A 12,097-nucleotide genomic window follows, 5' to 3' on the forward strand; every position below is an offset into this window, starting at 1 on the left:
CGATGCCTGCGGAACCTCGCACCGCCATATCGCCCGCTGACCTCAAGGCCGCCTCGAGCGGCCCCGAAACGATGAGCGGCGCTTCAGCCGTCGTCCGCACCCTCGAACTGCTCGGCATCACCGACGTCTTCGGCCTGCCAGGGGGTGCGATCCTGCCGGTCTACGACCCCCTGATGGACACCTCCAAGATCCGGCACATCCTCGTCCGGCACGAACAGGGCGCCGGCCACGCGGCCGAGGGCTACGCGGCATCCACCGGAAAGGTCGGCGTCGCGATCGCCACCTCCGGTCCGGGCGCGACGAACCTTGTGACCGCGATCATGGACGCCCACATGGACTCCGTGCCGCTGCTCGCGATCACCGGGCAGGTGTTCTCGAACCTGATGGGAACGGATGCCTTCCAGGAGGCGGACATCGTCGGCATCACCATGCCGATCACGAAGCACTCCTTCCTCGTCACCGACGCCAATGACATCCCGTCGACTCTCGCAGCGGCGTACCACATCGCGTCGACCGGCCGACCGGGACCTGTGCTCGTCGACATCACGAAGGATGCCCAGCAGCAGGACGCCCCCTTCATCTGGCCGCCGAAGATCGACCTGCCCGGCTACCGCCCGGTCACCAAGGCCCACGGCAAGCAGATCCTCGCGGCAGCGCAGCTGCTCGTCGAGTCGAAGAAGCCGGTGCTCTACGTCGGCGGCGGTGTCATCCGCGCCAAGGCGTCGGCTGAGCTCCTCGAACTGGCCGAACTGATCGGCGCCCCCGTCGTGACCACGCTGATGGCCCGCGGAGCGTTCCCCGATTCGCACTCCCAGCACCTCGGCATGCCGGGCATGCACGGCACCGTTCCGGCGGTGCTGGCGCTGCAGGAGTCCGACCTCATCGTGTCGCTTGGTGCGCGTTTCGACGACCGGGTCACCGGCAAGACCGCTCTGTTCGCCCCGAACGCCAAGATCGTCCACGTCGACGTCGACCCCGCGGAAATCTCGAAGATCCGCACGGCAGACGTTCCCATCGTCGGCGATGCCAAGGACGTCATCGCCGATCTGACCGCCGCACTGCGCCCCGCCCTCGCCGGCGTCACGCCGGACACCGAGGCCTGGTGGACGTACCTCAACGGGCTCCGCGAGGAGTTCCCGCTCGGGTACACGACACCGACCGACGGCCTGCTGGCACCGCAGTATGTGATCCAGCGGATCGGCGAGCTGACCGGGCCCGAGGGCATCTACGCCGCCGGCGTCGGCCAGCACCAGATGTGGGCAGCGCAGTTCATCAAGTACGAGCGACCCAACTCGTGGCTGAACTCCGGCGGGGCCGGCACCATGGGGTACTCCGTGCCCGCCGCGATGGGCGCGAAGGTCGCCGAACCCGACCGTGTCGTCTGGTCGATCGACGGTGACGGATGCTTCCAGATGACGAACCAGGAGCTCGCCACCTGCGCGATCAACAAGATCCCGATCAAAGTGGCGGTCATCAACAACTCCTCACTGGGCATGGTCCGGCAGTGGCAGACCTTGTTCTACGACGGCCGGTACTCGAACACCGACCTGAACACGGGCCACGACACCATCCGGATCCCCGACTTCCTGAAACTCGCCGACGCGTACGGATGCCTCGGCATCCGCGTGACGAAGGAAGAAGAGGTCGACGCCGCGATCAAGCTCGCGCTGGAGACCAACGATCGCCCGGTCGTCATCGACTTCGTGGTGAGCGCGGACGCTATGGTGTGGCCGATGGTGCCGCAGGGCGTCAGCAACAGCTACGTCCAGTACGCCAAAGACCACAGCCCGTCGTTCGATGAGGAGGCCTAGACCATGTCAAGACACGTCCTGAGCCTGCTTGTCGAGAACAAGCCCGGCCTTCTCACCCGCGTCGCCGGGCTGTTCGCGCGCCGCGGCTTCAACATCGAGTCGCTCGCCGTCGGTACGAGCGAGGTGCCCGGGCTGAGCCGGATCACCGTCGTGGTGACCGTCGAAGGCCTTCCGCTCGAGCAGATCACCAAGCAGCTGAACAAGCTCGTCAACGTGATCAAGATCGTGGAGCTCGACTTTGACCAGTCCGTCCAGCGTGAGCACCTGCTCATCAAGGTCCGGGTCGACAACACCACCCGGTCGCAGGTGCTCGAAGCGGTCACCCTGTTCCGGGCCCGCGTCGTCGATGTGTCGACGGACGCCGTGGTGATCGAGGTCACCGGGGACTCGGGCAAGACCAACGCGATGCTCAAGGTCCTCGAGCCGTACGGCATCAAGGAGATGGCGCAGTCAGGCCTGCTCGCCATCGGCCGCGGCTCCAAATCCATCACCGACCGCGTATTCAAGAACTAGCCGGGATCCGCCGGAAGACGGCAACGCCCGACAGCAACACCTCACCAATAAAGGAGAAACAACAATTGTCTGAGATTTTCTACGACGCAGATGCCGACCTCTCGATCATCCAGGGCAAGAAGGTCGCGGTCGTCGGTTACGGCTCACAGGGCCACGCCCACGCGCTCAACCTTCGTGACTCGGGTGTCGAGGTCGTCATCGGCCTCAAGGAGGGCTCCAAGTCGGTCGCCAAGGCTGAAGAGCAGGGCTTCACCGTGAAGAGCGTCTCCGAGGCTGCTGCCTGGGCCGACGTCATCGTCATTCTCGCGCCTGACCAGTTCCAGCGCACCATCTATGCAGAGTCCATCAAGGACAACCTGTCACACGGCAAGGCTCTCGTCTTCGGCCACGGCTTCAACATCCGCTTCGGCTACATCGAGGCGCCCGAGGGCGTCGACGTCGTCATGGTCGCCCCGAAGGGCCCGGGACACACCGTCCGCCGCGAGTACGAAGCAGGCCGTGGCGTTCCGGTGATCGTTGCCGTCGAGAAGGATGCGACCGGCAACGCCTGGCCGCTGACCCTCAGCTACGCGAAGGCGATCGGTGGCCTCCGCGCCGGTGGCATCAAGACCACCTTCACCGAAGAGACCGAGACCGACCTGTTCGGCGAGCAGGCCGTCCTCTGCGGTGGCGCATCGCAGCTCGTCCAGTACGGCTTCGAGGTCCTCACCGAGGCCGGCTACCAGCCGCAGGTCGCGTACTTCGAGGTGCTGCACGAGCTCAAGCTCATCGTCGACCTCATGTGGGAGGGTGGCATTGCCAAGCAGCGCTGGAGCGTCTCAGACACCGCCGAGTACGGCGACTACGTCTCCGGCCCGCGGGTCATCGACCCGAACGTCAAGGAGAACATGAAGGCCGTTCTCGCCGACATCCAGTCCGGTGCATTCGCCAAGCGGTTCATCGATGACCAGGACGCCGGAGCGCCCGAGTTCCTCGAGCTCCGCGCCAAGGGCGAGGCCCACCCGATCGAAGAGACCGGTCGCGAACTGCGCAAGCTCTTCGCTTGGAACGCCTCGAACGACGACGACTACGTCGACGGTTCCGTCGCGCGCTAGTCGCATCCGTTTCTGAACGACGAACGGCTCCCGCCTCAGGCGGGAGCCGTTCTGTCGTTGCCGTTGCGGATGCTCGAGTTGACGCACTTTGTCGTTCGTGGGTGCCGCGTGCGACGTTTTGCGGGGATTCAAGCGTGGCGCGCCGATCGATCGGTCCCGAACGGCTGCCGCGGGCGTCGATCGGGCCGAGAGTGTGGTTGCGATCGATCGCGAACGACCTTCTGGGACCGATCGACCGAGCACGCACGTCGAGTCGCCGCACGTTGTCGTTGCCGATGCTCGAGTTGACGCACTTTGTCGTTCGTGGGTGCTTCGTGCGACGTTTTGCGGGGATTCAAGTGTGGCGCGGCGGTCGATCGGTCCCGAACGGTTGCCGCGGGCGTCGATCGGGCCGAAAGGGTGGTGGATATCGCTGGCGAATGACTTTCTGGGACCGACCGATCGACCGAGCGTGCCCCGTCGAGTTGCCGCGGCGCGCAGGAGCCCGCCGTCGCGTGAACCGTGGTCAGCCTGACCGCGGCGACACCGTCGGGCGGGCGAGGAGCCTGATCGAGATCGCGATCACCCAGGCCCAGAACACGAAGTAGGGGAGTGTCCAGGCGAAACTCTCCCACGCGAAGCGCACGATGATGAGTCCTGCGCCGGCCACGATCACCCACCAGCCCCACCATGCTGCGAGGGTGCGGCCAGTGAGGAGGGCCCACCCGGCCGCGATGGCGAAGCTCGCCAGCGCAAGCCAGGCGTTGGCGAAGCCGAGGTTACCGAGGTCGAACGCGAAAATGGCCACAGCCGGGTCGAGCTCGCTCCCGCGGCTGAACGCGGCATCCCAGCTCGCGTCGATCACCCCATAGGCGGCGACGAGCACCCCTGAGACGAGGGCGACGGTCGATCGCCATGCGGGCTCGCCCTCCGCCCGGCGCAGCAGTGTCGTCAACCCGGCCACAAACCAGAGGAATGCCAGCATGCCGAGCGCGGCGGTGGCTTCCGCTGCGGTCACCCACGCGGTGTCCCCGTTCCGGAAGAACTCGGCGGCTTGCTCAGGGGTGGCGGTGAAGCCCGGCTCGCCCAGCGTGGAGATCGCGATGATGGGGGCGAACAGCACCACGGTCGCGACGATGCCGGCGATGCCGGTCACCCGGTCGAGTTCGCGCCATCTGTCCCGCTGGAGAGTGCGTCGATTGTCGATCATGCCTGCCTCCTTTGTCGATCAGGCGACGAGAACGCCCCTCAGTATCGTCCGGGCGTTGTCAGCACGGAAGGGGGGTCGCGGACCAGGCTCGAAATCGCCGGTACGCTGGCAGGCATGAGCTCGGACCACCCAGACGATGACGCACTGACCTGGGCCGGCGACGCGGAACCTGCGGCGCCACCCACGCGAGGCACCACGCCGACCGACGCCGCCACGCCGCGGGTCGCCGGTGGGTGGAAAGTTGTGGGCAAGCCCGGACGCGTCGCCACGCCGGACGCCGACCGTCGGCAGGGACAGATGAGCTCCGTGGCGCTCGTCGCGTTCGGCATCCTCGCGGGGATCTACCTGCTCTATACAATCGGCTGGCTGATCGCCGCCCAGCGCGCGACGAACGCACCCACGGACATCGTCGGCGCGGCGATGTACACGGTCGGGTTGTGGTTCGCCGTGCTCGCCCCGGCCCTCTGGATCGGCGCGACCTTCTGGCTGACGAGGGCGTCCGGCTCGCTCCGCGCCCGGTTTCTCGCCCTCGTGGCGGGAGCGATCGTGCTCATTCCGTGGCCGTTCATTGTGGGAGGGAATTGAGCATGACGACATCCGCTGCCCAGCCTGCCCGTGCGAACGCACCGGCCTGGCTGACCCTGACCCTGGCCATCCTCTTCGGGCTTGTCTTCGCCTACGACGTCTGGGAGGCCGTCGGCAATCTTGCCGGCGTCAGCATCATCGCGTCCGGCCTCGAGACGACCATCAACGCGCTCGGCTGGGTCGTGCTGATCCTCGGCATCCTGCTCCCGGTCGCCGTCTTCGCGCTCGCCTTCTGGCTCGGCCGTCGCCGGGACGTGCTGTCACAAGTGCTGCTCTACCTCGCGGGCCTGGGGGCGGTGGCGGCGCTCTCGCTGAGCCTCCTCGCGCTGTTCGGCATCGGGTCAGTGCTGACGTAACATCTGCCCGCCGTCCAGTAAAGTTGGAGCACGTGCGTCCCGACGGCTGCGGCGCCCGTCTCCCCGTTGCAAGCAAAGGATGCCCCTGTGTCAAAACCGGTCGTACTGATCGCCGAAGAACTTTCCCCAGCAACAGTCGACGCCCTCGGGCCCGATTTCGACATCCGCCAGGTGGACGGCACCGACCGGCCGGCGCTCCTCGCCTCGCTCGCTGACGCCCACGCGATCCTCGTCCGGTCAGCCACCCAGGTCGACGCCGAAGCACTCGCCTCGGCCCCTCAGCTGAAGGTCATCGCCCGTGCAGGCGTCGGACTCGACAACGTCGACATCAAGGCGGCCACCGCCGCCGGCGTCATGGTCGTCAACGCGCCCACGTCGAACATCATCTCGGCCGCGGAGCTGACCGTCGGGCACATCCTGAGCCTGGCCCGTCACATCCCGCAGGCGCACAACGCGCTCGCACAGGGGCAGTGGAAGCGCTCGAAGTACACCGGCACCGAGCTCTACGAGAAGACCATCGGCATCATCGGCCTCGGCCGCATCGGCGCGCTCATCACGGCCCGCCTGCAGGCGTTCGGCACTCACGTCGTCGCCTACGACCCGTACGTCACGAGCGCGCGGGCACAGCAGCTCGGCGTGCAGCTCGTTACTCTCGACGAACTGCTCGAGCAGTCGGATTTCATCACCATCCACATGCCGAAGACGCCGGAGACCACCGGCATGATCAGCACCGACCAGCTCGCGCTGATGAAGCCGACCGCGTACATCGTCAACGTCGCCCGCGGCGGGCTTATCGATGAGAAGGCGCTGCACGAAGCCCTCATCACCGGGACCATCGCCGGTGCCGGCCTCGACGTCTTCGTCTCTGAGCCGCCGTCGGACGATGCGCTGCTCGGCCTGCCGAACATCATCGTCACCCCGCACCTCGGCGCTTCTACCGATGAGGCCCAGGAGAAGGCCGGCGTCTCGGTCGCCCGGTCCGTTCGGCTTGCCCTCGGTGGCGAACTCGTCCCCGACGCGGTCAACGTGGCCGGCGGCGTCATCGACCCGTACGTGCGTCCCGGCATCCCGCTCGTGGAGAAGCTCGGACAGGTCTTCGCCTCCCTCGCCTCGTCGCCGCTCACCAGCGTCGACGTCGAAGTGCACGGCGAACTCAGCGAGTATGACGTCAGCGTGCTCAAGCTCGCCGCGCTCAAGGGCATCTTCACGAACATCGTGAGCGAGACGGTGTCGTACGTCAACGCCCCGCTCCTCGCCGAGCAGCGCGGCATCGTGGTGCGCCTGCTGACGGATGCCGAGAGCGAGGAATACCGCAATCTCATCACCCTGCGCGGTGCGCTCAGCGACGGATCACAGATCTCGGTCTCGGGAACACTCACCGGCACCAAGCAGATCGAGAAGCTCGTCGAGATCAACGGCTACGACGTCGAGGTGCCGATCGCCCAGCACCACATCGTCATGCTCTACACCGACCGTCCCGGAATCGTCGCGATCTACGGTCGACGCTTCGGCGAGGCGTCGATCAACATCGCCGGCATGCAGGTCGCCCGTCGCGCGGCGGGCGGGCAGGCGCTGAGCGTGCTCACCGTCGACTCGCCGGTGCCCGATGCGATCCTCGAGTCGGTTCGCTCCGACATCGACGCCAGCGTCCTCCGGGCGATCGAGATCACCGAGCAGTAGCGCGGGACTGCAACCACGCAAAGAGGGCCACCGCGCGATGCGGTGGCCCTCTTCGTGTTTCCTGGTGTCAGGTCAGAGTGTGTCGTCACGCTCTGTCGTGTTCACACGGGACCCGGTGGTCGGGTCCACGTCGGTGCGGGATGTCGCGACGGTACGGCGTTTCCGGGTGAGGAGCGCGATACCGATGATGATGACGATGAGGCCGGCTCCCATCAGGATGTAGCCGATCAGGTCGAGGTCGATGACGTCGAGGCTCACATTGACGGCGAACGTCAGGATCGCCCCGATGGCGAGTAGGAAAATTCCCAAACCAATACTCATGGTGATTGCTCCCTTTCTGGTGCTGGTGGCATCACACTAGGGCTATTTCGCCGGTACGGGCTAGGGACACGCGTTCCGGCGCGGACGGCGCGGGATTTGTGCTAGGCCCTGAGCGCCGCGATCAGGGCCAGGAGCCGGTCGAGAGCCTCGTCCGACGTGTCGGCGGGATCGGGCGCGCCCATGCCCATCAGCGCGGAGTTGTAGTAGAGCCCATCGCTGATGAGCACGATGGCGCGGGCCACGACCGGGTCGCCCACCGCCTCCGCGACCACATCGAGCCAACGGGTCCGGATCGTCGCGAGGGCGACGCCCGCACGGGGGTCTGACGTCTGGGCCAGGCGCGCGGCGGCGATGAGCGCACGATCCAGTGCCGTGCCGGCGTAGACCGAGGTCCGGATCAGGTAGTCCACGACACCCGCCGGGGCCGAGCGCATGAGCGCGATGTCCTCGTCGGTCAGCACGAGCAGCCGGTCGATTAAGCCCGTCGTGAGAGCGTCCTTCGAGCCGAAGTGGTAGAGCAGGCCGCCCTTCGAGACGCCGGCGCGGGCGGCGACCGCGTCGAGGGTCGCGCCGCGCTCCCCGGACTCGATGAGGAGGTCTTCGTAGGCAACGAGGATGCGATCGCGCGCGGTCTCGGGTTGCGGCATCCGTCGATCGGATCCGGCACGGGAGGAGGTCATACTCCTACTATACCGTCCAGCCGGTATAGTAGGAGCTTCACCGTCTTCACCGAAGGATCTGTCATGACTACCCCCACGCGCACTCCCGCCCTCGAGCTGACGCCGGTTCGCGTCGGCTGGCGAGGCTGGGCCGCGCTGGCCGTGCTCATGCTGCCCGTTCTCCTGGTGTCGGTGGACAACACGGTGCTGAACTTCGCGCTGCCGGCGATCTCTGAGGCGCTCACTCCGAGCGGCACAGCGCTGCTGTGGATGATCGACATCTACCCGCTCATCCTGGCTGGGCTGCTCGTCGCCATGGGCAGCCTCGGCGACCGGATCGGCCGCAGGAAGCTTCTGCTCGTCGGTTCCGCCGGGTTCGGGCTGGTGTCGGTGCTTGCGGCGTTCGCACCGTCGATCGAACTGCTCATCGGTGCGAGGGCAGCGCTCGGGTTCTTCGGCGCCATGCTGATGCCGTCGACCCTCTCCCTGATCCGCAGCATCTTCCGCGACCGGGGCCAGAGGCGCCTCGCGATCGCGATCTGGGCGAGCGCCTTTGCTGCCGGGAGCGCACTCGGCCCGATCATCGGCGGCATCCTGCTCGAGCATCTGTGGTGGGGATCCGTGTTCCTCCTCGCCGTCCCGGTGCTGCTGCCGCTCTTCGCGCTGGCGCCGTTCCTCGTTCCGGAGTCGCGGGATCCGTCCCCGGGAAAGCTCGACCTGGTGAGCATCGCCCTGTCGCTGGTCACGATGCTGCCGGTCGTCTACGGCATCAAGCACCTCGCCACGGAAGGGTGGGATGCCGTCGGTCTCGCGGCGATCGGGCTCGGGCTCGTCGCCGGCGCCCTGTTCGTGCGGCGCCAGCGACGGCTGGAGACGCCCATGCTCGACCTGGCGCTGTTCCGCCAGCCCGCATTCAGCGGCGCCGTCGTCATCAACCTGCTCAGCGTCATCGCTTTCGTCGGCGGACTCTTCTTCGTCTCACAGCACCTGCAGCTCGTGCTCGGGCTGTCACCGCTCACCGCCGGCTTCACCCTCGTGCCCGGGCTGATCACCATGATCATCGCCGGGCTCCTGGTCGTGCCGGTGGCCGCCCGGGTGCGCCCATCGATCGTGGTTCCCGCCGCCCTCGTTCTCTCGGCTGTCGGGTACGGGGCGATCGGGCTCACCGGGGGCGCGGTCGACGCGGCCGGGATCACGATCTGCTTCGTCCTCCTCGGCCTGGGAATCGGCGCGGCCGAAACCGTGTCGAACGAGCTGATCCTCGCGAGCGCCCCAGTCGACAAGGCCGGCGCCGCCTCCGCCGTCTCCGAGACGGCGTACGAGCTCGGCGCCGTGCTCGGAACAGCCACCCTCGGCAGCATCCTCACCGCCTCGTACCGGAACGCCGTCCTCCTGCCGGACGGCCTCACCGCCGATCAGCACAGCGCAGCCGCCGAAACCCTCGGGGGAGCGGTGCACGTCGCCGGTGAGCTTCCGTCGGACGCCGCCTCCGCGCTGCTCGAATCGGCCCGCCACGCCTTCGACAGCGGCGTGGGGCTGTCGGCGTGGCTCGGCTGCGGGCTCATCGTCACCGCGGCGATCGTCGCGCTGCTCGCGTTCCGTTCCGTGCGGTGAGCCGGACAGCGCGGCGATAGGCTGGACGGGTCGGAAATTCCCCGCCCAGGATGGAGCACTCATGTCGCGTCAGGTCAAGCTAGCGGTCATTCCGGGGGACGGGATCGGCCCTGAGGTCATCGCCGAAGCAGTGAAGGTCCTGGATGCCGTCACCCGCGACAGCGACGTCAGCTTCGACACGACGGAATTCTCGCTCGGGGCGGCCCGGTTCCTCGAGACGGGCGACGTCCTCACCGATGACGACCTCGACGCGATCCGCTCACACGACGCCATCCTCCTGGGAGCCGTCGGGGGAGTGCCCGGTGACCCGCGCCTTGCCGGCGCGAACATCGAGCGCGGACTGCTGCTCAAGCTGCGCTTCTCGCTTGACCACTACGCCAACCTCCGGCCGACCCGGGTCTACCCCGGGGTCCCGAGCCCGCTCGCCGATCCCGGAGACGTGGACTTCCTCGTCGTGCGGGAAGGAACCGAGGGCCCGTATGTCGGTAACGGCGGCGCGATCCGGCAGGGCACCGAACACGAGATCGCCAACGAGGTTTCGGTGAACACCGCGTACGGTGTGGAGCGCGTCGTCCGGTTCGCGTTCGCGAAGGCATCCGCCCGACGCAACAAGCTGACGCTCGTGCACAAGACCAACGTTCTGACCTTTTCGGGCGGACTCTGGCAGCGCATCGTGCACGCGGTCGCGGCGGAGTTCCCGCAGGTGCAGGTCGACTACCTGCACGTCGACGCCGCCACGATCTTTCTCGTCACCGACCCTGCTAGATTTGACGTCATCGTCACAGACAATCTCTTCGGCGACATTCTCACCGATCTTGCCGGCGCAATCAGCGGAGGCATCGGGCTCGCGGCCTCGGGAAACATCAACCCGGACGGCGCCTTCCCGAGCATGTTCGAGCCGGTCCACGGTTCTGCCCCCGACATCGCCGGGCAGCAGAAAGCGGACCCGACCGCTGCCATCCTCAGCGTCGCCCTCCTGCTCGAGCACCTGGGACTCGCCGCCGAGTCACAAGCGGTGACCGACGCCGTGACCGCCGACATCGCCGCTCGAACCGGCAACGCCCGGTCGACGTCGGCCGTCGGGGATGCGATCGTCGCGTCGCTCGGCGCACACTAGATTTCAGCACGCAAAGGAACGCACATGACTCTCGCACCAGGAACCGACACAGAATCCTTCCCGCTGGCCTTCGAGCACCGCCCGTCGGCCTCGGCCGTCGAAGAGGCGCACCGCGAGGAGATCCTGGCCAACCCCGGATTCGGCAAACACTTCACCGACCACATGGTCGCGATCGACTGGACCCTCGACGACGGCTGGCACGACGCCCGGGTCCAGCCGTACGGACCGCTGCAGCTCGACCCCGCGTCGAGCGTGCTGCACTACGGCCAGGAAATCTTCGAGGGGCTCAAGGCCTACCGGCACGCGGACGGCTCGGTCTGGACGTTCCGACCCGAGAAGAACGCCGAGCGGTTCCAGCGGTCTGCGCGGCGGCTCGCGCTGCCGGAGCTGAGCGTCGAGGACTTCCTCGAGTCGCTGCGCCAGATCGTGGCCGCCGACAAGGACTGGGTGCCGTCCGGCGAAGACACGAGCCTGTACCTCCGGCCGTTCATGATCGCGAACGAGTCGTTCCTCGGTGTTCGGGCCGCCCAGAAGGTGGGCTACTACGTCATTGCGAGCCCGGCAGGGGCGTACTTCTCCGGCGGAGTGAAGCCGGTGTCGATCTGGCTGTCGACCGAGTACACCCGCGCCGGCCGCGGTGGCACCGGAGCGGCGAAGTGCGGCGGCAACTACGCGGCATCCCTGCTCCCGCAGCAGGAGGCAGCTGAGAACGGCTGCGCGCAGGTTCTCTTCCTCGATGCCGAGACCGGCACCACCATCGAAGAACTCGGCGGCATGAACATCTTCTTCGTCCACCGGGACAAGCGGATCGTCACCCCCGAACTCACCGGCAGCATCCTCGAGGGCGTGACCCGCGACAGCATCATCCAACTCGCGACCGACCGCGGGTACACGGTCGAGGAGCGCGCCGTGACCGTCGACGAGTGGCGCGCAGGAGTCGAGTCGGGTGAGATCACCGAGGTGTTCGCCTGCGGCACCGCCGCCGTGATCACCCCCATCGGCGAGCTGAAGACAGCAGAGTTCTCGATCGGTGCTCCCGACGCGGAACCCGGCGAACTGACCATGTCGATTCGCGACGAGCTCACCGACATCCAGTACGGACGCCGCGAAGACCCGCACGGCTGGCTGTACCGTCTGGATTCCTGAGCGCGCGAATCC

General features: G+C 67.2%; 12 protein-coding genes. 9 read left to right on the plus strand and 3 right to left on the minus strand.

The genetic code is table 11. From position 1 onward, the window contains the following. The first annotated feature begins 2 nt into the window (after positions 1-2). The 3 genes from ABIE24_RS07605 (at position 3) to ilvC (ending at position 3,418) form a co-directional block, all read left to right on the plus strand. A complete protein-coding gene (locus tag ABIE24_RS07605; protein WP_354498354.1) occupies positions 3-1,811 on the plus strand; it encodes an acetolactate synthase large subunit in 1,809 nt (602 codons plus the stop codon). A gap of 3 nt (positions 1,812-1,814) precedes the next feature. Then, complete coding sequence (ilvN, locus tag ABIE24_RS07610) at positions 1,815-2,324, plus strand: acetolactate synthase small subunit (RefSeq protein ID WP_354498356.1); 510 nt, start codon at positions 1,815-1,817, stop codon at positions 2,322-2,324. Between the two features lie 65 nt (positions 2,325-2,389). Continuing rightward, entirely contained in the window at positions 2,390-3,418 is a 1,029-nt protein-coding gene (gene ilvC, locus ABIE24_RS07615) for a ketol-acid reductoisomerase (protein ID WP_354498358.1), read from the plus strand. Between the two features lie 505 nt (positions 3,419-3,923). Here the strand turns inward: ilvC and ABIE24_RS07620 are convergent. Then, positions 3,924-4,607: a hypothetical protein gene (locus ABIE24_RS07620; protein ID WP_354498361.1), complete on the minus strand. Its 684-nt coding sequence runs from the start codon at positions 4,605-4,607 to the stop codon at positions 3,924-3,926. Positions 4,608-4,721: 114 nt separating this feature from the next. On the opposite strand from ABIE24_RS07620, the gene ABIE24_RS07625 reads away from it, so the two are divergent. The 3 genes from ABIE24_RS07625 to serA all read left to right on the plus strand — a co-directional run bounded on the left by ABIE24_RS07625 (position 4,722) and on the right by serA (position 7,228). Then, positions 4,722-5,192, plus strand: coding sequence for a DNA polymerase III subunit gamma/tau (locus tag ABIE24_RS07625; protein WP_354498362.1), 471 nt, complete (start codon positions 4,722-4,724; stop codon positions 5,190-5,192). A gap of 2 nt (positions 5,193-5,194) precedes the next feature. Then, positions 5,195-5,548: a hypothetical protein gene (locus ABIE24_RS07630; RefSeq protein WP_354498364.1), complete on the plus strand. Its 354-nt coding sequence runs from the start codon at positions 5,195-5,197 to the stop codon at positions 5,546-5,548. An 87-nt stretch (positions 5,549-5,635) separates the two neighbouring features. Further along, complete coding sequence (gene serA, locus ABIE24_RS07635; RefSeq protein ID WP_354498366.1) at positions 5,636-7,228, plus strand: phosphoglycerate dehydrogenase; 1,593 nt, start codon at positions 5,636-5,638, stop codon at positions 7,226-7,228. 72 nt (positions 7,229-7,300) lie between these two features. Here the strand turns inward: serA and ABIE24_RS07640 are convergent, their stop codons facing one another. Continuing rightward, positions 7,301-7,549 (minus strand): DUF6458 family protein, encoded by a 249-nt coding sequence (locus ABIE24_RS07640; RefSeq protein WP_354498368.1) that lies wholly within the window; start codon positions 7,547-7,549, stop codon positions 7,301-7,303. Between the two features lie 101 nt (positions 7,550-7,650). Further along, positions 7,651-8,229: a TetR/AcrR family transcriptional regulator gene (locus tag ABIE24_RS07645; RefSeq protein ID WP_354498370.1), complete on the minus strand. Its 579-nt coding sequence runs from the start codon at positions 8,227-8,229 to the stop codon at positions 7,651-7,653. Positions 8,230-8,292: 63 nt separating this feature from the next. Between ABIE24_RS07645 and ABIE24_RS07650 the strand changes: the two genes are divergently transcribed. The 3 genes from ABIE24_RS07650 to ABIE24_RS07660 all read left to right on the plus strand — a co-directional run bounded on the left by ABIE24_RS07650 (position 8,293) and on the right by ABIE24_RS07660 (position 12,085). Next, positions 8,293-9,822, plus strand: a complete 1,530-nt coding sequence (locus tag ABIE24_RS07650) for an MFS transporter (protein WP_354498372.1) — start codon at positions 8,293-8,295, stop codon at positions 9,820-9,822. Positions 9,823-9,883: 61 nt separating this feature from the next. Beyond that, on the plus strand, positions 9,884-10,939 hold the full coding sequence (locus ABIE24_RS07655; protein ID WP_354498373.1) for a 3-isopropylmalate dehydrogenase: 1,056 nt from the start codon (positions 9,884-9,886) through the stop codon (positions 10,937-10,939). 24 nt (positions 10,940-10,963) lie between these two features. Next, on the plus strand, positions 10,964-12,085 hold the full coding sequence (locus tag ABIE24_RS07660) for a branched-chain amino acid aminotransferase (protein ID WP_354498375.1): 1,122 nt from the start codon (positions 10,964-10,966) through the stop codon (positions 12,083-12,085). Positions 12,086-12,097: the final 12 nt, after the last annotated feature.

This window comes from Mycetocola sp. 2940 (assembly GCF_040548835.1).
Classification (GTDB): Bacteria; Actinomycetota; Actinomycetes; order Actinomycetales; family Microbacteriaceae; genus Mycetocola_A.